Raw genomic sequence first — 22,571 nt, 5'->3', positions numbered from 1 at the left:
CCTGTTCCCCCACCCGTCTCGGCGACGGTCGAACGCGGGTTCTGGAAGAAGCGCAGCGACCCAGTTCTCGTGTCAGCGAGTCGTCAGCGTCGCCGGGCAGTACGCAGCAGGCGTCCAGGGCCTGCACCATGCGCAGCTCGATCATCTTGTCCCAGAGGTCCTGCGCCGGTGCAGTCCCGGCCGCCGCGCCGTCCGCGACGGCCAGGACGGCGCGGTGCTCACCGTGCTGCTGATCGGCCCGCACCTGTAGCACCGCAGCCGGGCCCGATCCGCGTCGGCAACGGGGACACACGGAAAGGCCGCCGACGCAGGTCCTCTATCCAGGTCATCGAGGCGCCGAGGTGAAGGCCTGCGAGGTAGCTCTCGGGCGTCTTGTCGAACCGAGGGGCGACGCCCCGCCAGGCCTTCGGCCTGTTGGTTGGGTAGGCCGCGCGACGAGGTGCCTGCCATCTGCAGGTCCTTTTCCGCGCGGCCCACCTCCGAACCCGCCGTACGAGTTTCCCCATATCGGGCTCTCCACGGTCACCCGATGGCCGACGCCGCGATCCTCGTTCAGAGAACCTTGGCCAGGAAGGCCCGAGTGCGCTCGTGCTGCGGGTTGGTCAGCACCTCACGCGGGTGACCGGACTCGACGACCACGCCGCCGTCCATGAAGACCAGCGCGTCGCCGACCTCGCGGGCGAAGCCCATCTCGTGAGTGACCACGACCATGGTCATGCCGTCCTCGGCCAGGCCGTGCATGACGTCGAGAACGTCGCCGACCAGCTCGGGGTCGAGCGCCGAGGTGGGCTCGTCGAAGAGCATCAGCTTCGGCTCCATCGCCAGCGCGCGGGCGATCGCCACCCGCTGCTGCTGGCCGCCGGAGAGCTGCGAGGGGTAGCTGCCGGCCTTGTCGCCAAGGCCGACCCGGTTCAGCAGATCCATCGCCTGCTCGCGCGCCCGCGCCTTCGGCATTCTCTTGACCCGGGTCGGGGCCTCGATGACGTTCTCCAGCGCGGTCCGGTGCGGGAACAGGTTGAACCGTTGGAAGACCATGCCGATGTCGCGGCGCTGTGCGGCGACCTCGCGGGCGCGCAGTTCGTGGAGCCTGCCGCCCTTCTCCTGGTAGCCGACCGGCTCGCCGTCGACGTACAGGCGTCCGGCGTCGATCTTCTCCAGGTGGTTGATGCAGCGCAGAAAGGTCGACTTGCCCGAGCCGGACGGGCCGACCAGGCAGCACACCTGTCCGGTCCTGACTTCCAGGTCGATGCCCTTGAGTACCTCGACGGCGCCGTAGCGCTTGTGGACGCGCTCGGCGCGCACCGTCGGTTCGACGCCGGACGGGGCTGCCGTTGCGCCGCTCATACGGTACCTCCGGTGACCGTCGCCCGCTTGGAGCCGAGCAGGTTCTTCCGTACGTTCTGCCAGGGGGTATGCGGCAGCGCGCGGTTGGCGCCTCGGGCGTAGTACCGCTCGACGTAGTACAGGCCGATGGACAGGACCGAGGTCAGCAGCAGGTACCAGAGGCTGATCGCCACCAGCGCCGGGATCTGGTGGAGGGTCCGCGAGGCGATGTCCTGCCCGGCCCGGGTCAGGTCCTCCAGGGCGATGGCGGAGACCAGGGAGGTGGTCTTCAGCATCGAGATCGTCTCGTTGCCCGCTGGCGGGACGATCACCCGCATCGCCTGCGGAAGCACGACCCGCCACAGGGTCTGCGCCTGTGTGAGGCCGAGAGAGTGCGCCGCCTCGGTCTGGCCCTCGTCGACCGAGGTGATGCCCGCGCGGACGATCTCGGCCATGTAGGCGGCCTCGTTGAGGCCGAGCGCGAGGGTGGCCGCGGTGAAGAGACCGACCAGGTCGTTGTAGTTCCAGGTCACGAATGTCGGCCCGAACGGGATGCCTAGGCCGACGGTGGGCACCAGCGCGCCGAGGAAGTTCCAGAAGAACAGCTGGACCAGCACCGGGGTGCCGCGGAACACCCAGATGTACAGCCGGGAGCCCGCGGAGAGCACCGGGTTCCTGGAGAGCCGCATGACGGCGAGCAGGTTGCCGCCGACCAGGCCGATGGCCATGGCCAGGAGCGTCAGGCCGAGTGTTCGGCCGAGACCGGCGATCACGGTCCTGTAGGTGAAGATCTGACCGATCACGTCCCAGTGCAGGACGCTGCTCGTGGCCAGGAGGTGGATGAACATCGCGGCCAGGACCGTGATGACGGCGACCGCGATCCATCGGCCCGGATGCCGCACGGCGACTGCCTGGATGGCTTTCGGGACACGCCGCTCCGGGGGCGCCGCCGTCTGGGAGATCGTCATGGTTGTCTGCCTCACGTACAGGGGGTGATCAGCCGGTGGCGGCGTTGATGAGGACCTGGTCCGCGGTGAGCGCGCCCGACTGGACGCCCCACTTCGTGAGGATCTGTACGTAGGTGCCGTCGTTGATCAGGCCCTTGAGGGCGCCCTGAACCGCTTCGGCCAGCCGACCGTCCCCCTTGGGGATGGCGATGCCGTAGGGGGCGGTGTTGTAGGCGGAGCCGATCTTCATCAGCCGGCCGTTGCTCTGCTGCACCACGTAGTCGACCACCGGGGAGTCGGCCATCATCGCCTGGGCGCGCTTGGCCACCAATGCGGAGACGGCGTCGGTCTGGGCGTTGAACCGGTCACCGTTGTCCGGGATCTCCGGCTTGCCGGCCTTCGTACAGGCGGGGTTGATCGTCTCCGCGATTTCGGTCGCCTCGATGGTGTTGGTCTGCACCGCGACCCTGATACCGCAGAGGTCCTCGGCGTTGCCGGTCAGCTTGTACGGGTTGCCGGCCAGGGTGGCGATGGCCTCGCCGGCGTTGAAGTACCCGACCATGTCGAGCTGCTTCTCGCGTTCTCGGGTGTCGGTGAACGAGGCCAGGCCCAGGTCGTACTTCTTGGCGTCGAGGCCGCCGATGATGATGCCGAAGTCCGCGCTCTGCCACTGCGGCTTCAGGCCGAGCCTCGTGAAGATCGCGTTGCCCAGGTCGACCTCCATACCGATGATGTCGCCGTTCGGGTCCTTGAACGCGTTCGGCGCGTAGGTGGGGTCGGTGGCGATGCGGACGGTGCCCCTGGCCCTGAGTGCGGCCGGGACCAGCGCGACGAGCGCCTGGTCCGCGCTCTGCGCGTTCATCGGCCGCGAGGCGTTCGGGGCGGTGCCGGCAGTGCCGGCGATCTTGGAGCTGCCGCATCCGGCAACGGCCAGGGAGCCCGCCACGGCGAGGGCCGTGGTGCGGGCGAGACGTCTTGGAGGTCTGTTCATGGGAGGTTCCTCATCTGGTGGGGGTGACTGCGCGCAGGTTCCGCACCTGGGGGTCGCAGGCTCCGCGGACGTGGCCGCCGGGGGTACGGGCGGTGCTCCGCAGGAAGGAGACGAGCTCGGTGGTGATGACCTCGCCGGGTAGGACGTTGGGGATGCCGGGCGGGTAGGCGGCCAATGTGCTCGCCGACACCTGGCCGACGGCCTCGTCGGCCGGGATGCTGCGGCTGGGAGCGAAGAAGGCCTCCCGCGCCGTCATCCGTACCTCGCCCGGGGCGGGGAGCTTGAGACGCTCAGGGTTCGGGCCCGCTGGCACCGTGACGGGGAGGGCGTGCAGGGCGTCCACGAAGCGTGTCACGTCCGGGGCGGTGCCCGCGCCGACGACGGCGACGACGGCCGAGTCCGTCGCGACCTCGACCAACACCTGATGATCGGCCATCAGCCGCCAGCGGGCCTCGTGGCCGCTGATGCCGCCGGCGCGGGTGTCGACGGGGATCCTCAGCGGGTCGGCGGCGACGATGTCGGGGAACTCCCCGAACCCGTCGCCGACCACGGCGAAGCGTCCGCGGGCACGGATCCCTTCGCGCATCAGGTCGGCCGCGCGCAGGGAATGCCCGATGGCGTCCGCCCCGGTGGCCAGGCGGCGCCGGGTCAGGTCCAGGGAGCCGAGCAGCAGCGCGCTCTCGCTGGTGGACTGGGTGAGCTGGAACACCCGCTCCACCACGGGTTCGAGCCGGTCGGCGAAGGGTCCGTCGCCGAGGTGCAGCATGGCCGACTGGGTGAGGCTGCCCCCCAGCTTGTGCGTACTGGAGACCACCATGTCCGCGCCGAGTGCGAGGGCATTTCGCGGGAGCCCGGGATGGAAGCCGAAGTGGGCGCCCCACGCCTCGTCCACGACCAGCGGAACCCCGGCGGCGTGGGCGGTGTCGGCCAGGGCCCGGACGTCGGCGACAGCGCCGAAGTAGCTGGGCGTCACCACGTAGGCGGCCGCGGCGTCCGGGTTCTCGGCTAGGCCGACGGCGAGGTCGTGGGCGATGACACCGTGCGCGATGCCGAGCGTGTAGTCCACGTCGGGTTGCACGAACGCGGCCCGCAGACCGGACAGCACCAGGCCGTCGACGACGCTGGAATGCACACTGCGCTGCACGACCAGGCACCCGCCCAGCGACCGCAGCGCCATCACCGCGAGGCGGTTGCCCTGGGACGCGCCGTTGGTCAGGAACCACGTGCGCCGGGCCCCCCACGCCTCGGCGGCGAGCCGCAGCGCCGTCGCCCGCGCACTGCCCGGCCCCAGGTCGATGCCGTCGAGCAGTGGCGGGACGTCCAGGCGCAGCTGGGCATCGCCGGTGAAGGCGGCCAGGTCGGCGAAGGCGTCCGGGTCCGCGGCGTGGCCGGGAACGTTCAACCGTAGCCAGGGTTCCCGCGCGTGGGCGGTCAGCGCATCGGCGTAGGGGGCGCAGGATTGGGAAAGGGAGGGGTTTCGCGTGAGCACGGTTCGAGGATGACGCCGGGCGATGACAAGAGGAATACTGGAATCCTCTTGTGGTCTCCATAGAAGGTATGGTGATTGGCGTGCTGGAGCTTCGCCAGTTCCAGGTACTGCGGGCAATCGCCCGTGAGGGCTCGCTGGCGGCGGCCGCACGGTCGCTGCACCACAGCCAGCCGACCGTCGCGCACCACCTCGCCGCGATCGAGTCGCACTTCGGCGCGCCCCTGGTGCACCGCGGTCCACGCGGCGTCCACCTCACCGAGGTCGGACGGCTGGTGCTGCCCCACGCCGAAGCCGTACTGGGCCGGGTGGGCCTGGTCGAGCAGGAAGTCCGCGCTCTGATCGAACAGGGCGCCAAGTCACTTCGCGCCGCCACGTTCCCCACCGCCGGCGCGCTCCTGCTCCCACCGGCCCTGCGCCAGCTGGCCCGGGAGGGCGTCAAGGTCTCACTCGTGGAAGGCGAGCTTCCCAGCGTGGTCGAGGCCCTGCGCGCCGGGAGCGTGCAGATCGCCCTGGTCTACTCCCAGCCGGGAGAACCCCTCGACCTGGACGAGGAGTTCGTCCTGCACCCCCTGCTCGACGACCCGCTGCTCCTCGCGCTCCCCGCCGACCACCCGTTGGCCGGCCTGGACCGCGTCCCCCTCGGCCGGCTACGTGACGCCGGCTGGATCATGGGCGCCAGCGACTGGGACCCCTGCGACCGCGTGCTCACCTGGGCCTGCGCGCGGGAGGGCTTCGAACCCGTCCGGGTCATGCGCACCGACGACTACGGCATGCTCAAGGGTTTCGTGGCCGCCGGCATCGCGGTCGCGCTCATCCCACGCCTGGCCCTCACCGGCCACGAGTCCGAACTCGACATCGCCGTCCGCCCCGTCGACGGCCCTCCCCTGGCCCGGCGGATCAGCGTGGCCATGCTCCGCTCCACCGTCTCCGACTCCGCCGACACCTTGCGCGAAGCGCTCGCCTCGCAGGCGCGGAGGATCACCGAAGGCTGGAGCGAAAGCCCCTCCTGAAGGCGCCCCGGGCGCTGCGGGCCCGACTGCCGCGAGATCGCCATACCCGGTATGGACACCAGCAGAGGATCTCGGCATTCCTCTTCTCCGGGACCGCTGCCACGCTGTGGACATGAACCCGCACTCCTCCTCCCTCACCGTCTACCGCGGCCCCGCCGGGGACCACAACGACCGCGCCATGAGCGCCGTCACCCCGCTCGGCGAGGCGTTCACCCGTCGGCTCGGCGGCTCCCCCGTCGTCGTCGGCTCCCCGGAGCCGGCGCGGCCGACCGACTGGGACCGGGAGCTGCGCCGCGCCCTTCCCACCCTGCGGCGCATGGCTGAGCGCATCGACCAGGTGATGACCGCCGGACAGGCGCCGATCAGCGTCATCACCCGGTGCGCCGTCGCCCTGGCCACCCAGCCGGTCGTGCTCCGCCACCGCCCCGACGCGGTCGTGGTGTGGTTCGACGCCCACGGGGACATCAACGTCCCCGCCGACACCACCACCGGCTACCTCGGCGGGCTGGCCCTCGCCGGCCCGCTGGGCTGGTGGGACTCCGGTCTCGGCGGCGGCCTCCCCGAGCAGCAGGCCATCCTGGTCGGCGCCCGTGACCTCGACCCCGCCGAGATCCAGCACGTCACAGCCGGCCGCGTGGCCCTCGTGCCCCCGGGCCGCGGACTCGACGAGCGCCTCGCGGACGTCCTCCAGGGCCGCCCCGCCTACCTCCACGTCGACTGCGACGTCATGGAACCGGGGCTGTTCGCGACCGACTACAGCGTCCCGGGCGGCCTCGGCATCGAGGACCTCCACGCCTGCGCGAAGGTCCTCGCCGCGAGCGCGCCCGTCGGCGCCGAGATCGCCGAGTTCGAGGGCAACGGCTCCGCCACGGCCGACGACCTCGTCGCCGCGCTCGAACCCCTCCTCACCGAACTCCACCGCTGAACGAAGGGGCACACCCACCCCCGGTTGACGCTCCGCGCCACCCCTGACCCCAGCAGGTCCTGACAAGCCTCTGCTGGCCTGAGCAGAGCGGTCCGCGCCCCACGGCCGTGAGGACACCGACCCTTCGGCCGTGGTGTGGAGACCGACGCGGGCAAGGAGCAACCCGCATGCTGTCGGTCACCGACCTCTTCGGAATGCTCCGTCGCCTCGAACTCACTCCGACCGCGACGAACATCCTGGACTGAGGCAAGCCGCCTGCGCGACCGGATCGGGGGTGAAGACCCGGTTGTCGCGCACGAGTGCCCATAGGACGCTTACCCGGCGGCGGGCCAGGGCGATGATCGCCTGGACATGTCTGCAGCCCTCGCCACGATTCTTGAGAGAGAAGTCCCGGTTCGGCCCGTCGCGGACGATGCTGGTCTGTGCGGACAGGTAGAACGACCGTCGCAGGCGGCGGCTGTATCGCTTGGGCCGGTGCAGGTTGCCGGTGCGGCGGCCGGAGTCGCGGGGACGGGCACGAGCCCGCCCGCCGAGGCGAGGTGGCCGGCGTCCGCCTAGGACGTCAGGTCGCCGGCGGCGACTACGAGCTCCGCGCCGAGTATGGGCCCGATGCCGGGCAGAGACTCGATGATCCCGGCCTGGGGGTGGGTGTGGAAGATGTCGCGGATCTTCTTGTCGATCCGCTTGATCCGGTCGTCCAGGACCAGGACCTGCGCGGCGAGGTCGGCGGCCAGCTGTGCGGGCACCTCGATCGTGGTGAAGTCTCGGCGGTGGCGGGCGGTTTCGGCGATGACGTAGGCGTCGCGGGCGTCAGTCTTCGCCTCGCCCCGGTAGGCGCCGGCCATGCGGTTGACGGTGCGTCCGGGGACGTAGACGGCCCTCTGGTCGTGGGCCGCGAGCAGCGCCAGCAGCAGCGCTGAGGATGTCCCGGAGATGTCCGCCGCCCAGTGGACCTGACCGGCCAGAGCGAGGATCTCGCCGAGCGCGGTCAGGATCGCGGTCTCGTCGTTATCGATCTTCTTCGACCACGGTGTGGCGCCGCCCTCGTCGACCACCGCTGCCCAGTGATGGCCCTCGCCTGCGTCAACACCGGCCCAGACATGGGCCCTTCGCTCGCTCACACACCCCTCCTCGAACGCACCGGCATCCCGTTGGCCCGAGGAACACCCCGCTGTCGTCTCCGTAATCAGCGACCGCACGAAGCGCGCACATCTCAATCAGCAGCCAGGGCGCCCCGAAGAGCCGGGCGGCTGTACTGATGCCGGACGCAGGCGGGCGTCGCCGCCGGAAGCGGTCGTTGCAGGCCCTCCGTATTGCCTAGGGGCCTGGCGGGCCCAGTCACTCACGCGACGGAGCGAGCCTCCGCCCCGGGACGGCCTCGCCGCCGACGAGCGAGCCGAGCAGGCCGCGGCCGCGCGTAAGAGACTCAGTCACCGCCGGAAGCGGCAGCAGACCTCCGGTGGCGGTGCCTGGGCAGTGCGGCCTGGTCCAGAACGGGCTTTCCCTCAGCTCCTGAGACCGAGCGGCCCGGCTGACCGTGCCGCGGGCCATCGAGATGTCGACCGGGCCACCTTGACGGCCCTCCGGCGGCAGTGGGACCGCAGCCACACGCAGAGGGCTCTGACCTGCGGTATCAAGCTATTCATCAAGGCATCGCCGAACACCTCGGTGGCCGCCCCGACAGCGGACGTACCGGCCACGGCCAGTTCTCCCGGCACCTGCCCGGCGCCGGCCAAGGCCTGGTCACACCTGTTGCAGGTACGCCTCCATCACGGTGTGAGCGGCTTGCTCAGGGGTGTCGTGCAGGATCGGTCCTGGGGGTGATTCACCGGGCCGGGCACGGGTTGTCCCGCCGCCTGGGCCTGGGTCGGGTGCTCGGCGAGCAGCCGCTCCACCAGCTCCCGGTGGCGCTGCATCACGCCGTGGTGAGGCGCAATGGCGGGCCACGGCGTCGCGGGTGCACAGGTGCGCGGTAGGGCAGGCCGGACAGCCGCGGACGTCGACCAGGCCGGCGACGGCGACGGCGACGAAGAACTCCTGGGCGTGCTCGACGGAGCCGACGCCTTCGAAGCCGGCGCACTCCTGGGACGGCGATGTTGGGGGTGTTTCGCCGTACAGGAAGGCCTGGCCGGTGGGAGAATTCGGCCACGGGGACTGTGCCGGTGGGGATTTGGGGTGGAGGCCGAGTGCGTCGATGGGCGTGGTGGACGGCGGCCGGAGTATGTGCGGTGGCCGGAACAGCCCTGGTGGCGGTCCCGGTCCTGGTGGACCTGGAGACCGCGGACAGGCTCGCGAGCGTGGCCGGCGCACTCGCTGCGCTTGTGGGTCTGGCGGTCACGGTGCGCGGGCTGCTGCGGGGGGCCCCAGCTGGTAGGGACGGGGCGCAGGATGGGGGCGATCCTGCGGCCTCTGGTGGTGTGCGTGAGGTGCGTGTGGTGGCCGAGAACGGCGGCGTCGGTGCCGCTGGCGACATCACCGCGGTGGGGGCCGGGCGGCCGTCCGCGCCTGGCGGCGGTGACGCCTCGCCCCGCATCGACAAGCGCGAGATACGCGCCACCGGGCCGGGGTCCGTCGCCGCCGGCGGTGACATCCACGGCATCGACCTGGAGGGGCCCCGGCGGTGACCACACGGGTCTTTCCCTGGCAGAAGAGGCCCGCTGCGGACAACGGCCGAAGCCGCCGCGCGGTTGCGCAGGAGAGCGAGGCGGACGGGAGGATGGGCGGCGGGGTCACCGAGCCGATGCAGCAAGGCCCTGGCGGCGGGACGGATGCGGCGGGTGCGGGCGCGGCGTCGTACTCGGTGCGGGTGGAGGCATCCGGCGACGGGTCGACCGCCGCCGGCCGGGACATCGTCCACCACTACCACTACGGCGCGCCGGCCGCCCCCGCGCCGGTGCACGATCCGCTGGCCGGGGTCGCTCGCGGGTTGGCGAAGGAGGTACGGCGGCGGTGGCAGCGGGAGGAGGAGCACAGTCGGGTTCAGGATCCGTTCCCGTTGCCTGTCCGGTGGCAGGGTGCGCCCGCGGAGCTGCTGGAGCACGACGAGACCGTTCAGTGCCTGCCCGCCGGCTCTGGTTCGTCCCGGACCGATCTGAGTGGTGATCTGCGGAATGTGGCCGAGGTCTATCGGCGGGTCGCGTCAGGCCGATTGGTGATCCTGGGCCGGGCCGGCTCGGGCAAGTCGGTTCTGGCGATCAGGTTCGTGCTGGACTTCCTGGCCGCTCCTTCCCCGTCCGACCGGGTGCCGGTGATCTTCAGCATCGGCTCGTGGGACCCGACGGCCGTCGCCCTGCGGGACTGGCTGGCCGATCGGCTGCTGCGTGACCACCCCGACCTGGCCCGCCGGGGTCCCGGCGGGCCAACGCTGGCTGCCGCACTGGTGAACGCCGACCTGATCCTCCCGGTCCTGGACGGTTTCGACGAGATCGCGGAGGGCCTGCGACGGGAGGCGTTGGAGGCTCTCAACACCGTCGACCTGCGGCTCGTTCTGACCAGTCGGCGCAAGGAGTTCGCCGACGCGGTCCGCGCGGCGCATGCACCGCTGGTTCGGGCCGCCGGTGTCGAACTCATCGACCTCACGCTGGATGATGTCGCGGACTACCTGCCCCGGACCGCCCGTCCGGCCGGCCGAGGCAGTGGTGCAGGGGCTGTATGGGACGCCGTTCTGGCGGAACTTCGGGATCAGCGGACCCCCGGGAGCAGAAATCTCGCCCAGGTTCTCCGTACGCCGTTGATGATCGTCCTGGCCCAGACGATGTACAGCCGGACACCCGAACGGGATCCGGGGGAGCTGCTGAACATCACGCGGTTTCCTACCGGACACTCCGTCGAGAAGCACCTGCTGGCAGGTTTCGTGCCTACGGTCTACCGGCGTCGTGTCCGTGAGCGGGCCGACACCGGCCCCCGGCAGGAGCGTTGGGAGCGCGACCCGGAGCGGGCCGAGCGCTGGCTCGGCTACCTGGCTCACCACATGGCCCGGCTCGGCCGCGACCAGCAGGACCTCGCCTGGTGGCAGATCGGAGATTCGCTGCCACGCCCCACCCGGGCGGCGGCGGTCGTAATGGTCACCACCTTGTGCGTCGCGGTGTCCGCGTGGCTGGTGGGCCTGTTCGCCTACCAGGTCGATCTCGCCGAGTCCTTTCTGATCGGGGCCCTGCTGGGACCGGCCGCCGGTATCGCCTTCGGAGCCGTCTACGGGGTCCTCGCCTGCTTCGGCGGCGGGGAGTTCGGACCGACTCACGTGCGACTACGGCTGCCCGGCACGCGCGGCGGTATCGGCCGCAGGCCGCTGCACACGTTCACCTACCGGTTCGCGATCGTCCTGCTGGGCGGATTCGTCCTGGGAGTCGGATCCTCGTCCGCCCTCACCTTGAATCGCGTGTTCTTCAATGGCGTGCCGCTCACGGCCGCATTGGTCAAGGGCACGCTCTTCAACATGCTGGGCTTCGGATTGATCTTCGGGGCCAGCGCCGGGCTGGTGTTCGGCCTGCTGGCGGTTCTCGAGGCCCCCCTAGACGTGACCTCGGAGGCCACCCCGATCGGCCTGCTGTCCTCCAATCGCGCGACGGTCATCCGTCAGGCCCTCGTGCTCGGGCCTATGCTCGCCCTGACGATCGCCTTCGGCGGCCATCCCGTCGTGGCTGTGCTCCAGCCGTTCCTGGGACCGATGCTGTGGGGGGACGGGTACTTCATCGGAGCCATCAGCGGGCTCGGCGGCGCGCTGTCCTACGTGTTCTCGTTCACCGCCTGGGGGCAGTGGGTGGTCCTGTCGCGCGTCTGGCTGCCGCTGACCGGCAGGCTGCCGTGGGCGATCGCCGCGTTCCTTGAAGACGCCTACCACCGGGGGGTGCTGCGCCAGGCCGGCGCGGTCTACCAGTTCCGCCACATCCGGCTGCAGCGCCACCTCAGTGCTTCCTTCGACCACCGACAGCCCGACTACCCCTCGGCCACGTCCTCGCCTCACGAGGACACCCGCAGCGGCGGGTGAGCACCCACCGGCGGACCGTCCGCTGACTGTGCCGGCCCCCGCAGAAGGCCAGCACAGTCGGATCGTGTGTGTGGTCAGGTGGTGGAGAAGGCCCTTTCCAGGCGGGGGATGTAGTCCACCAGGTCCTGGCCCCAGCAGCCGGCGTTGTGGCCGCCGTCGCACTGGGTGCCCCAGCCGGCCCCGTCGCCGTAGCCCACGTAGTAGTAGGACATGCCGAGGGCGTTGAGGCTGTCCCTGGCGTGCTTGTTCGCTCCCTCGATCCAGAACTCCGGGGCGAGCGGGTTCCCGCCGCCACTGCCGGTGTAGATCGAGATGCCAATGCCTGCCAGCCTGGCCATGTGGGAGGCTGGGTCGGCCTCGTTCCACAGCCGGTCGATGTTGAGCACCGGGTAGGGCGAGCCGAACAGGGCATCGCTCGACACCGCGGGCGTGTAGCTTCCGGTGCAGTCGCCGCCGGTGGACGAGAAAGCGCCACAGAAACCGCCGGGGGCGTTGGTGAGGGAGGCGACGATGGCCAGCCTCAGGTCCATCGAGGCCGCCGACAGGTCAAGGCCCCCCGACAGCGAAGCGACCTGGCTGAACAGTTCGGGGTGCCGCTGGGCGTAGCGCATGGCACCCAGGCCGCCCATCGAGATACCCGCGACGGCACGGCCCCGCTTGGTCGCGACGGTGCGCAGGTTGTCGTCGATGAAGGGGATCACCTGGTTGAGATGGAAGGTTTCCCAGTTCTGCGCGCCGGCTGCGGTGTTCTGGTCACGCCAGTTGGCGTACCAGCCCCTTGGGCCACCGTCCGGGATGACCGTGATCATCGACGTGGAACTGCTCAGAGCGGGATAGGTCTGGTTGACCGGGCTGTCCGGTGAGCCGTGCAGGAAGTACAGCACCGGGTAGCGCTTGGTCGGCTCTGCCCAGTAGTCCCTAGGCAGGATGATCTTGATTGGGTGCTGCTTGGCGACCTGGGCCGTGGTCACGGTGATCACGAAGTTCGTACTGGTGCCGGTCTCGCCGACCTGGGTCAGGCCGTGGCCGTCCGTCAGAACCGGCGGGGGCTGCGGGTCCGCGTGCGCTGGCGGCGCGGACGGCGCCAGCAGTGCGACGACCACAGCGGCGACGGCCGCCCAGGCCCGCAGGCTCCGGCCGGACAGGAATGAACTCATCAGCGTTCCTTCGGAGTCGGGGTGACCGACGTGGGCCGGTCCGGAAAGTCAGGGAGGAGCATCCGAGCACCTGATGCTGTCTGAGATCCTCGGGAATCGTGTGTCCGGCCGGACGGATGTGCACGTTCCGTTGATCGTTCCCGTCGTCGCCGTTGCGATGCTGAGACGGTTCGATCTTCTCGAAGCGACGGACGACTGAGCGGCACCGAGAGCGGTACCAATCCCCGACAGCGTCAGGCAGTGCCCCAAGCATTTCGGAGGTGCCGTCGGTTGGACGAGGGCGCAGACGCGGCGCACGCTGGCAGGCCGCGATCGGGGCGGCGAGGTCAGCACCACGGCGAACCTTCAAACCAGGCCGACCAAGCCGCCGCCACCGGGTCGCGAGGATGCGATCGCGCAGATCGCCAGCCTGTACGCGACGATCGGCCCGAAGACCTGTGCGGACAGCGAGCGTGAGCGCCGCCTCGCGCTGGCGACGCGGGCATACGACCGCGCGGCCGGGGCCATGGTGAAGCGGTCGACCTCGACCATCAGCACCGACACCCCGATCTCCGGAGCCTGCCACACGCCATCCGGGCGCACTTGCGGCTTCCCGCCTGGCAGCAGGAACTCGGTCTCGGTCGACCGGGACCGCACCGTGCCCACCCCACCCGCGGCCCCGGACGCGCTGCCGCCGAGGACGAACGCGACCACGGTCTCGTTGACCGCCATCGCGTGCTGGGCACCGGAGCGGCCGGCGCCCCGGGCGGTGCCGCCCATCTCCGAGCGGACCATCCCAAGTACGGAGGCGGCCGCGTCCAGCCCGGCGGCGCCTTCACCCGGTCACCGACCCTCGCGCCGGGCGCGCCGGCGAGGGTCGTGCTCAGCGCGAATCGTGCCGGAAGCGGAGCCAAGGGCAGTAGCGACATGGAAGCCCCCGTTCTGTCCGCGGACAACTCGGATTGTCCGCCGCTCACCTGGGTGTTCCGGCCGCCTTGTTGATGGACAGCCAGTGTCTCCGCACGGTGGAGTCACCACCGAGTCCCCGGACGGCCCGGCAGAACACCGATCAGGCACGACCAGTGTTCATCGCAGCGAACGCGGCACGCCCGGCCAACGGCCGCCACCAGTCCCGTGTCCTGGATCCGTCCCGGTTCCGCCGGGAGCCGAGGAGAACGGACGGGCGTCCGGCGAACGTGTCGGTCCAGGAACGCCCCGCCGACCCGTCGAACCCATCGAGCCAACGAAGGTAGAAGCAGCATGCCCAAGGTGAAGGAGGCCGACCGACCGGCGGGCCCGAAGCGCTACAGCAGCCCTCACTGGCGTCGCCCTCCGGTCCTGACCGCCATCGCCCTGCTCGCCGCGGCAGCGGGCGCCATCGCAGGAGCGGCCTGCGGAGTCCTCCGACCGGCCAAGGCCCCGAACGATCCGGCCGGCCCCGCAGCACTGGCCGCGCCCGTGAACCAGAACGGCCCCGACCTTCGTGACCTGACTCCGGCCGAGGAGGACCTGCTCCACTCCGCAGAGCAGCTTCTGCTGCGCGACTGCATGCGGGCCAAGGGCTTCGTCTACCAGCCGGTCGCGCGTCAACCGGTACCGGAGGCCCGGGAGTTCCCGTACGTCATTGACGACATCGAATGGGCCCGCCGGCACGGCTACGGCCGGGACATCGAGCGCAGGATGGAGGAGGTCCGGAAGGACGACCCGAACCAGCGCTACTTCGAAGGCCTCCCGGCCGACCGGAAGGCACCTGCGATCGCCGCAGCCCTCGGCCCGCGGGCCGAGGGACTCACCGCGCGCACTCCGGAAGGGATGCCGGTCACCCGCAGTCCCGAAGGGTGCGTCTCACACGGCCAGCGCACGCTGTACCTGGATCTCGGGGCCTGGTTCCAGGCCCGGGTAACGATGGACTCCCTACCCTCGCTGCGCGGCGAAAGGGTGACCGCAGACCAGGAGCTCATCGGCCCCACCGGCGCCTGGGCAGCCTGCATGCGTGCGGCGGGCCACGACTACACAGACCCGGCCGCACTGCGCGCGGCGCAACCGCCCCGGGGTCAGACCTGGCCCCGCGAGCAGGAGACCGCCCTGGCCATCGCCGAGGCCGAGTGCGCGCAGGGCTCCGGCCTCGCCGCGACCACCAGACGCCTGGACCAGAAGTACGACGCGGAGCTGCGGCACCAGTACTGGTCGGACGCCCAGGCCTGGCAGCGCCTACGACTCGCGGCACTGCCCCGAGCCCGCTCGGTCGTCGCAACCGACCCCGGGCACTGACCACCCACCGACCCGGCCAGCCACCGCCCACTCGGAGGCCGGCCGCCACCCGATACACACCCGTCAGAGAGGAAACCCACTATGAAGTCCCTGCGGACCCTGATCGCCGGCGCGGCCGTCGCCGCCGCCCTGGCTGTGAGCGCCGCTCCGCACACCGCCCACGCCGCCGAGGCCGCACCGCACGGAGTGTCCGACGTGCCCCCCGCCCTGGCGGCGGACGGCAGGCTGCACGCCTACTTCAGCACCTGGTACCAGAACGAGTGCCAGTCCTGGTCGACCGACGCCACCTGGGGCGAGTGCAAGAACAACGCGGAATCCCTGTGGAACATGCGCTACCCCGGAAACCTGGACGATGTCTGGGTGTACTACAACAGCAACTTCAGCGGAGCCGGCCGGGGTGTCTACAACGGGGCGGGCCTGCCCGACCTGAGGCAGTGGCAGTTCGGGTCCAACGGGGCCGGCGCGGGGCAGGCGCTCTGGCACAACATCGCCTCCCACCGGTTCGTCAACCTGCCCTGATCACGCAGGCACCTCCCACGGCGCAGGGCGTGCGTCCGGCCACAGCCGGGCGCACGCCCCTCAGCCCCTCCCTCGCCGCGTCCGATGTCCCGGGCCGCGAAGAACCCGGGTCGACGCACCAGACCAGTCCACCAGGTTCCCGACGAAAACGTCACCCGGAGAGCCCGCGGGCGCCGGTCACCGCCCGGGCCGGCGGACGGCGGTGCCGGAGGCGTGGGCCACGACGACGATGCGGCCAGGGACTCCCGGTCGCCGGTTAGGCCGAGCGCCCCGAGGCCGACGGCCCGGCGAGCTGGACGCGCCAGACCTGCGCGGCCTGGATCGCCGCGCTGGACCGCATGAAGGTCGGTGACTACGTCCGGCGGACGGTCGGCCTGGAGGACCGCATCGGCAAGCCGCCGGAGGCCCCCACGAAGGCGACCCGGCTCAGCGCGGTGCGGACGCTCTTCCGGGACTGCCAGGAGTGGGAAGGGATGCCCAGACGCTTCGACTCGCTCACGCACACCTCGGGGTGGCCGCCCGGGATGGGGGTGGGGTCGATGGGGACGAGGCGGGGGTCGCGTCCCAGGCCGCGGGGTTTGATGGGGCAGGCGGCGATGGGGGCAGGGTCTTCGGGTTTCAGAGCACCGCCGACCAGGCGGAAGCGACGGTGGTGGAGGCGGTGCTGTCGGGGCTGAAGAGGTCGGCGGCAACCTGGAGGGTGGCGGTGAGGGCGCCGGGCAGCCGGTGGTGGAGGTCATGCAGGTGGTCAGCGTGCGGTACCAGAACCGTTCGGTGTCCACCCGGCCGATGCCGGAGGCGGCCCGGCGGTCGGCGGTGGGACTTTCGTAGTCGTGGCCGCTGATCGCCTTCGGTCCGCTGCCCCACTGGCTCGCCGCCGCGCCGAGGTCACGCCGGACCATCCGGATACGACCCTGTGCAGGTGGTCCTGGAGGCCGAGAGCATCGAGCACGGCGTGCGTCCACAAGCCGTCTACACCGCGGACGGGGACCACTCCATCAGGTGAACCATGCCACGTCCTGCCGCTTTGAGCCGGAGCCGGTTGGGAGCATCGGCTCATCGGCGAGCAGAAGGTGGGCCTGTGCTGAACGTCAGACCGCGCCGGCAGCGATTGGTGAAGGCATCCGGCATCGACCGCGTTGGGCCGCTGGGCCCGCCGGGTCTCCAGAGTGGGAGCCGAGCCGAGGGGTCCGAGAACCACGCGGACCTCTTCGTCCCGGCTCTGAAACGCTGCTGCGGTCGAGCCCCGGCACGCAAGGCCGCCGCCGGGGCCTCGGGCCTTGTCCGCATCCGTTGAACTGACGGTTCATCAGCAGCACTCCACGACCACCCCGACGACTGACTTACCAGGAGACACACGACGGTGCGGAGGCTCACGTGACGTCTGACGAAACTACCCCCCGGCTGGCCGTTCTGGGGGCCGGGGTCATGGGTGTGGGTATCACGGCCACCGCTCTCGGGCGCGGTGTGCCGGTTGTTCTCATCGAGATCGACGAGAGGAAGCGGGACCGGGCGCGGGGCGCGGTCGAACAGGAGCTGCGGCTGGCCCGGTTCATGGGAGTCGAGCCGAGGGCCGGCGCGCCGGCGGAGCTGTTGATCGGCGAGGCGCCGGCCGACGCGGTAGGCGTGGACGCGGTGATCGAGGCTGTCACCGAGTCCAGGGAAGCGAAGGTCAAGGTCCTTTCCGAGGTGACCTCGGCGGTCGCCCCCGGCACCCTGCTCGTGACCAACACCTCCTCGATCCCGGTCGGCGAGGTGACCGAGGGCCTGGCCCGTCCCGAAGACGTGGTCGGGACGCACTTCATGAACCCCGCGTATCTCATCCCCACCGTGGAGGTCGTCCGCGGACCCCGTACGGGTGACACGGCGATGGCGTCGTTGGACCGTCTCCTCAAGGCACTGGGCCTCAAGGGCGTTCACGTCGCAGACAGCCCGGGGTTCGTGACCAGCCGTCTCCTGCACCGGATGATCAACGACGCGGCCAGGGTCGTCGAGGAGGGCCGGGCCACCCCGCACGACGTCGACCTCCTCATGCAGGACTGTCTGGGTCACCGCACCGGGCCGCTGCGTACCGCCGACCTGATCGGACTGGACAACCTCATCGACTCACTGCGCGTGCTCCACGAGCGCACGGGCGACGACGGGTTCCGACCGTGCGACCTGCTCCTGCGGAAGGTCGAGCGCGGTGATCACGGGCGCAAGAGCGGCCGCGGCTTCTACGACTACAGGGGAGTGCGGTCCTAGATGGCCGGCCACCTCACCGCAGGTCCTGAACTGCTCGACTACGTCCGGGACATGTCCCTCAAGGATGACGAGATCCTCAAGGACCTCCGGAACGAGACGGCCGGAATGCCGGTCCTCCAGGCCATGCTGGTCATGCCGGAGGAGGCCCAGTTCCTCGCCTTGCTCGTCCGCATGACGGGGGCCTCCTCCGTCATCGAGGTCGGCACGTTCACGGGCTACAGCAGCCTGTGCATGGCGCGCGCCCTGCCTGCCAACGGGCGGGTGGTGACCTGCGACATCAGCGAGCGATGGACCCGGATCGCCACTCGGTACTGGCAGCGGGCCGGCGTCGCCGACCGTATCGACCTGCGCCTGGGGGATGCGGCACAGACCTTGCCCCAGCTGCTGTCCGAGCACGGGCCCGGCAGCTTCGACCTGGCCTTCGTCGACGCCGACAAGGCCAACTACCGCCGCTACTACGAGGACGTGCTGGCTCTCCTGCGCCCCGGCGGCTCCGTCGTGCTCGACAACACGCTGTTCTTCGGCCGGGTCGTCGATCCGACCGCGCAGGACCCGGACACCGACGCCATCCGCGAGATCAACAGGCTGCTGCGCGATGACGACCGGGTGGACATCTCCATGCTCGCCGTCGCCGACGGCATCACGATCGCCCGCAAGAAGACCTGAAGGGGAGCAGACATGCCGGAATCTGCCGCCGCCGACGAGCGGCAGCACGCAGCCTCCATCGAGCGGGACATCCAGCACTTCCTGGAGTCCAGGACCAGGACCGCCTGGGACCCGGACACCGACCTGTTCGCATCAGGCGCCGTCTCCTCGCTGTTCGCGATGGAACTGGTTGTCTTCGTGGAGCAGACGTTCGGCATCACCGTGGCCGGCGTCGACCTCGCCCGGGACAATTTCTGCACGGTGCGGCAGATGACCTCCCTGGTGCTACGCCTGGGGGGCGGCACGGGTGGCGCGTGAGAACCTGACGGCCCTGATCTCCCTGGCGGCCACAGACGCGGCGCGGTGGGACCTGAACGGCGCGATCCCGCTGGAGGTCCTTCGCACGCTGGGCGCCGAGGGCGCACTGTGCGCCGAGGTGCCCTCCGCCTACGGAGGTGCGGGCCTGTCCGGTCTGGAGAATGGCGAACTCACGTCACATACGGGCGCGTTGTGCAGTTCGCTGCGCAGTGTCATGACCTCACAGGGTATGGCCGCCTGGACGATCCAGCGATTCGGGGACGAGGCGCAGCGCCGGACCCAGCTGGCCCGGCTCACGGGCGGCGGGCTGGCGGCGGTGGCGTTCAGCGAGCCGCAGGCCGGAAGCGATCTGTCCGCGATGAGCACCCGGATCCGGCCCGAAGGCACCGAGGTGATCGTCGACGGGAGCAAGACCTGGGTGACGGCCGCCGCGTACGCGGATGTGATCGTCGTCTTCGGGACCTACGGCGGGGACGCCGCCGCCGTACTGGTGCCGGCGTCCGCTCCGGGCGTACGGGTCGAGCCGGTCGCCGATCCGCTCGGCTGCCGGGCCGCCGGCCACTGCGGGGTGAGCCTGGAGGCGGTCCGGCTGCCCGCGGACAGCGTGCTGTCCGGATCGCGGGCCCCGGCCGCCCTGATCACCACGATGGCGCTCACCTACGGACGGCTGTCCGTGGCATGGGGCAGCGTGGGCATTGTGCGGGCTTGCCTGGCCGCGTCGGCGTCCCATGCCAAGAACCGGGAGCAGTTCGGCAAGCCGCTGGCCCAGCACCAGCTCGTCGCCCGTCACCTGGCCGAGCTGGTGGTGGCCGAGCAGACCGCGACGCGCGTGTGCGAACACGCCAGCCGCTGCTGGGACAGCCGCTCCCCGGGTCTGGTGACGGCGGCCGTCCTGGCCAAGTACGTCGCGGCCGGCAACGCGGTCCGGGGCGCGTCCTCGGCCGTCCAGGTGCTGGCCTCGGCCGGTGCACGGGACGGCCACGTCGTGGCGCGTGCCTACCGGGACGCCAAGCTCATGGAAATCATCGAAGGAAGCAACGAGATCTGTCAGTTGATGCTGGCAGGCCACGCGATCGAGGGAGCCGCATGAGCATCGGAATCGGCGCGATCCACTGCGTGCTGCCCAGTGACCTGGTCCCGGTCACCGACCTGCCGCAGTTCGCCGGACTCGAAGGCGAAGCGCCCGACGGCGCTGACGTCTCCGGTGTCCGCACGGTGAGCGTGTTCCCGGACGCCACCGCCTGGGAACTGGCCGTTCGTGCCTGCACGGAGCTCCTGACCGCCCGTCCGGACGAGCCGGACCTGATGATCCATGTCGCGCCCCGGCCGGCGGAAGCACTCCTGGGCTCGGACGCCCACCGCATCCAGCACGGGGCGGGCCTGGCGTCGACCTTCCCGTTCACCGTGGGCGGGCAGGGCTGCGCGGGAGCGTCCGTGGCGTGGGCCCTGGCGCGGGACCTGCTGCTCGCCGACCCGGGTCGGCGCAGCGTCCTGGTGGCCCACGGCAGCCGGCCGGACGACCGCAGCCGGGTGCGTCACCCGGTTACGGTCGTCGGTGACGGGGCGTTCGCGATGACCATGGTGCGCGGCGGACGGCCGGTCCTCAAAGCCCACCGGATGGAGGCCGACGGCAGCTTCAACGACCTGTTCCGGGGCAACTACGCGCGAACTCCTGGACAGGAGTGGAGTCTCGAGCACACTCTGGGTGAGCGCTACTTCGAGCTGGCGGCGCACAGCCGAACCCGGATGGGCAAGCTCGTGGACGAGGTGCTGTCCGATGCCGGCCTCACCAAGGACGACATCGCGGCGACGTTGATGCCGAACACCACGGTGAGCGCGTACCGCTTCTACGAGCAGGCCCTCGGCCTGCCGATCCATCCGGTCTGCGAGCAGCACCTCACGGAACTGGGGCACCTGGGTCCGATGGACATCGTGCTCAACCTCGACCGCCTGCTGGCCACAGGGGACCTGGTCAGGGGAGATCACGTAGTCGTCCTGGGCAACGCCCGAGTCGCGGCGTGGACAGTATCCCTGTTTGAAATCTGAGACCCCGGGTGAGGGAAGAGGGAAGACCGTGCGGGACGCGAACCCACTCGTGAAGTGCCTGGTCTGGGACCTGGACAACACCCTGTGGCAGGGAACCCTGCTGGAGGACGGCCAGGTGCACCTCCCAAAGGCGGTCCGTGATGTCGTCGTCGAACTGGACGCCCGCGGCATCCTGCAGTCGGTAGCCAGCCGCAACGACCACGAACACGCGTGGGAGCAAATGCAGAAGCTCGGCATCGGCGACTACTTCGTCCTGCCGCAGATCGGCTGGGGACCGAAGTCGGAGTCGCTCCGCGCAATCGCGCAGGAGCTGAACTTCGCCTCGGCGGCCATGGCGTTCATCGACGACCAGCCGGCTGAACGGGCCGAGGTCGCACACCTCCTCCCGCAGGTGCGCTGCTACGAAGCGGCGGCGGCGCTCACCTTGCCGACGCTGCCGGAGTTCAGTCCGGCGACGGTCACCACCGATGCCCGGCGCCGCCGCGAGATGTACAAGGCAGGCTTTCGGCGCAACGCCGAGCGCTCCCAGTTCACCGGCCCCGACGAAGCGTTCCTGCGCACGCTCGGGCTCGCCATGCGAGTGGAACGAGCCGGAAACGAGGAGATCTCTCGGATCGAGGAACTGACCCTGCGTACCAGTCAGATGAACGCCACCGGCGTGCACTACTCCGACCAGGCGCTGCGGGCACTCGCCGCCGACGACCGGCATGAGGTTCTGGTAGTCATGCTCAGCGACCGGTTCGGCCCGCACGGTGCCGTCGGGGTGATCCTTCTAGAGAAGGGGGTCACCGCCTGGCGCCTGAAGCTGCTGGCGACCTCCTGCCGGGTGGTCTCCTACGGCGTGGGGACAGTACTGCTGCACTGGCTGGCGGACGAAGCCGCCAGGTCCGGGGCGCACCTGCTGGCGGACTTCCACCGGACGGAACGCAACCGGATGATGGAGATCGCCTACCGATTCGTGGGATTCGACGACCGCTCCTGCACCTGCCGTGAAGAACTACCACCCACCGACGGCGCCCAGTTGCTGCATCTCGAACCCACCAGGCAGTCACCGCCCGCACACCTGAACGTCATTGTGCCCGTGCTGCACAAGCCTGGGGCGGCATCCGTCGCATGGGCGCCTCCCGGCGGCTGAGCCGCCGCATCGACTTCACGTTTCGTCGGCTACGGACGGTGCCCCAGCGCGATGGCCCGTCGAGTGACCTCTCCCGCCCGATCGCCTCATGAGCCATGCTTGGACGAAAGCCGCCATCTCGGGAAATGACCTTGTGATCGCCGGGAACTCCCACTCCAGGCACGGGCCATCCTCCCAGGTCAGCCAATTGTGTCGGTTGGCCACGGACGAGCTCGGTGTGTTCGTCCGCGAGCATCATTACGTACAGCCGTTCGCCTACCCTGCGGTAGTGCGGGCGCAAGGTCGTCGTCTCCCAGCCCCAGCACTGACACAGCTCCACCGCGCTGCGCCGGCGCGCGTCCCACCTGCGGACGTCATGCTCGGCCCTGGCGATCCGGCTGATGCTGGTCATGATCCCGGCAGCGGCGAGGGAATCCCGCAGCTCGCGGAAGTCCCTCATGTCTTCCTTGCTGATCGGTGACGACATGGCGTTCCCTTTCGGGAAGGGTGTTGCGCGCGGCCGGGCGGAACGCTCCGGCGCGGACCGGCGGACCCTCAAGGGCTGATGAACTTCACGGCAGGGGGCCCACCACACCTGCTGGCGAA

The 22,571-nt window shown here is 70.4% G+C and carries 21 protein-coding genes and 2 pseudogenes; 13 read left to right on the top strand and 10 right to left on the bottom strand.

What is annotated here, in order from left to right; genetic code table 11:
* The 6 genes and pseudogenes from ACFXHB_RS31245 to ACFXHB_RS31220 form a co-directional block, all read right to left on the bottom strand.
* On the bottom strand, window positions 1-244 hold a 244-nt coding region (locus ACFXHB_RS31245; RefSeq protein ID WP_380578043.1), incomplete at its 3' end, for a hypothetical protein.
* 64 nt (window positions 245-308) lie between these two features.
* Window positions 309-416: pseudogene (locus ACFXHB_RS31240) on the bottom strand (IS5/IS1182 family transposase); the annotation flags it as partial.
* Between the two features lie 136 nt (window positions 417-552).
* Window positions 553-1,344, bottom strand: a complete 792-nt coding sequence (locus ACFXHB_RS31235; protein WP_380578042.1) for an amino acid ABC transporter ATP-binding protein — start codon at window positions 1,342-1,344, stop codon at window positions 553-555.
* Window positions 1,341-2,291 (bottom strand): amino acid ABC transporter permease, encoded by a 951-nt coding sequence (locus tag ACFXHB_RS31230; protein ID WP_380578041.1) that lies wholly within the window; start codon window positions 2,289-2,291, stop codon window positions 1,341-1,343. The genes ACFXHB_RS31235 and ACFXHB_RS31230 overlap by 4 nt, the downstream gene beginning before the upstream one ends.
* A 28-nt stretch (window positions 2,292-2,319) precedes the next feature.
* Window positions 2,320-3,261, bottom strand: coding sequence for an ABC transporter substrate-binding protein (locus ACFXHB_RS31225; protein ID WP_380578040.1), 942 nt, complete (start codon window positions 3,259-3,261; stop codon window positions 2,320-2,322).
* A 10-nt stretch (window positions 3,262-3,271) separates the two neighbouring features.
* Window positions 3,272-4,750 (bottom strand): aminotransferase class I/II-fold pyridoxal phosphate-dependent enzyme, encoded by a 1,479-nt coding sequence (locus ACFXHB_RS31220; RefSeq protein WP_380578039.1) that lies wholly within the window; start codon window positions 4,748-4,750, stop codon window positions 3,272-3,274.
* 80 nt (window positions 4,751-4,830) lie between these two features.
* On the opposite strand from ACFXHB_RS31220, the gene ACFXHB_RS31215 reads away from it, so the two are divergent.
* Together ACFXHB_RS31215 and ACFXHB_RS31210 are read left to right on the top strand one after the other, a co-directional pair.
* A complete protein-coding gene (locus ACFXHB_RS31215; RefSeq protein ID WP_380578038.1) occupies window positions 4,831-5,760 on the top strand; it encodes a LysR family transcriptional regulator in 930 nt (309 codons plus the stop codon).
* Between the two features lie 112 nt (window positions 5,761-5,872).
* Window positions 5,873-6,685, top strand: a complete 813-nt coding sequence (locus ACFXHB_RS31210) for an arginase family protein (protein WP_380578037.1) — start codon at window positions 5,873-5,875, stop codon at window positions 6,683-6,685.
* A gap of 213 nt (window positions 6,686-6,898) precedes the next feature.
* Here ACFXHB_RS31210 and ACFXHB_RS31205 read toward each other — a convergent pair.
* Window positions 6,899-7,806 (bottom strand): annotated as a pseudogene (locus ACFXHB_RS31205) (transposase).
* Window positions 7,807-8,454: 648 nt separating this feature from the next.
* A complete protein-coding gene (locus ACFXHB_RS31200) occupies window positions 8,455-8,601 on the bottom strand; it encodes a hypothetical protein (protein ID WP_380578036.1) in 147 nt (48 codons plus the stop codon).
* Between the two features lie 501 nt (window positions 8,602-9,102).
* Between ACFXHB_RS31200 and ACFXHB_RS31195 the strand changes: the two genes are divergently transcribed.
* Window positions 9,103-9,309, top strand: coding sequence for a hypothetical protein (locus tag ACFXHB_RS31195; RefSeq protein WP_380578035.1), 207 nt, complete (start codon window positions 9,103-9,105; stop codon window positions 9,307-9,309).
* Complete coding sequence (locus tag ACFXHB_RS31190; RefSeq protein ID WP_380578034.1) at window positions 9,306-11,672, top strand: NACHT domain-containing protein; 2,367 nt, start codon at window positions 9,306-9,308, stop codon at window positions 11,670-11,672. Before ACFXHB_RS31195 ends, ACFXHB_RS31190 begins: the two co-directional genes overlap by 4 nt.
* A 74-nt stretch (window positions 11,673-11,746) precedes the next feature.
* On the opposite strand, the gene ACFXHB_RS31185 is transcribed toward ACFXHB_RS31190, so the two are convergent.
* The gene (locus ACFXHB_RS31185; protein ID WP_380578032.1) at window positions 11,747-12,829 is read right to left on the bottom strand and encodes an alpha/beta hydrolase; all 1,083 of its coding nucleotides are present in this window, start codon (window positions 12,827-12,829) and stop codon (window positions 11,747-11,749) included.
* A gap of 73 nt (window positions 12,830-12,902) precedes the next feature.
* On the opposite strand from ACFXHB_RS31185, the gene ACFXHB_RS31180 reads away from it, so the two are divergent.
* Window positions 12,903-13,028 carry a hypothetical protein gene (locus ACFXHB_RS31180; protein ID WP_380578031.1) on the top strand — a complete coding sequence of 42 codons (126 nt, stop codon included), beginning with the start codon at window positions 12,903-12,905 and terminating at the stop codon, window positions 13,026-13,028.
* 146 nt (window positions 13,029-13,174) lie between these two features.
* On the opposite strand, the gene ACFXHB_RS31175 is transcribed toward ACFXHB_RS31180, so the two are convergent.
* Window positions 13,175-13,588, bottom strand: coding sequence for a hypothetical protein (locus tag ACFXHB_RS31175; protein WP_380578030.1), 414 nt, complete (start codon window positions 13,586-13,588; stop codon window positions 13,175-13,177).
* A 480-nt stretch (window positions 13,589-14,068) separates the two neighbouring features.
* On the opposite strand from ACFXHB_RS31175, the gene ACFXHB_RS31170 reads away from it, so the two are divergent.
* From ACFXHB_RS31170 to ACFXHB_RS31135, 8 genes are all read left to right on the top strand, one after another.
* Entirely contained in the window at window positions 14,069-15,079 is a 1,011-nt protein-coding gene (locus tag ACFXHB_RS31170; RefSeq protein ID WP_380578029.1) for a hypothetical protein, read from the top strand.
* A gap of 81 nt (window positions 15,080-15,160) precedes the next feature.
* The gene (locus ACFXHB_RS31165; protein ID WP_380578028.1) at window positions 15,161-15,598 is read left to right on the top strand and encodes a hypothetical protein; all 438 of its coding nucleotides are present in this window, start codon (window positions 15,161-15,163) and stop codon (window positions 15,596-15,598) included.
* A 1,377-nt stretch (window positions 15,599-16,975) separates the two neighbouring features.
* A complete protein-coding gene (locus ACFXHB_RS31160; RefSeq protein ID WP_380578027.1) occupies window positions 16,976-17,842 on the top strand; it encodes a 3-hydroxyacyl-CoA dehydrogenase family protein in 867 nt (288 codons plus the stop codon).
* Window positions 17,843-18,508: an O-methyltransferase gene (locus ACFXHB_RS31155; RefSeq protein WP_380578026.1), complete on the top strand. Its 666-nt coding sequence runs from the start codon at window positions 17,843-17,845 to the stop codon at window positions 18,506-18,508. It begins immediately after the preceding gene.
* A gap of 12 nt (window positions 18,509-18,520) precedes the next feature.
* A complete protein-coding gene (locus ACFXHB_RS31150) occupies window positions 18,521-18,805 on the top strand; it encodes an acyl carrier protein (protein ID WP_380578025.1) in 285 nt (94 codons plus the stop codon).
* On the top strand, window positions 18,795-19,895 hold the full coding sequence (locus tag ACFXHB_RS31145) for an acyl-CoA dehydrogenase family protein (protein WP_380578024.1): 1,101 nt from the start codon (window positions 18,795-18,797) through the stop codon (window positions 19,893-19,895). Before ACFXHB_RS31150 ends, ACFXHB_RS31145 begins: the two co-directional genes overlap by 11 nt.
* Window positions 19,892-20,851 (top strand): 3-oxoacyl-[acyl-carrier-protein] synthase III C-terminal domain-containing protein, encoded by a 960-nt coding sequence (locus tag ACFXHB_RS31140; protein ID WP_380578023.1) that lies wholly within the window; start codon window positions 19,892-19,894, stop codon window positions 20,849-20,851. Before ACFXHB_RS31145 ends, ACFXHB_RS31140 begins: the two co-directional genes overlap by 4 nt.
* A gap of 28 nt (window positions 20,852-20,879) precedes the next feature.
* Window positions 20,880-21,986, top strand: a complete 1,107-nt coding sequence (locus tag ACFXHB_RS31135; RefSeq protein ID WP_380578022.1) for an HAD-IIIC family phosphatase — start codon at window positions 20,880-20,882, stop codon at window positions 21,984-21,986.
* Window positions 21,987-22,571: the final 585 nt, after the last annotated feature.

This window comes from Kitasatospora sp. NPDC059327 (assembly GCF_042752535.1).
Lineage (GTDB): Bacteria > Actinomycetota > Actinomycetes > Streptomycetales > Streptomycetaceae > Kitasatospora.
Note: the sequence above shows the minus strand (reverse complement) of the source record. Positions and strands in the feature narration are given on the sequence as shown.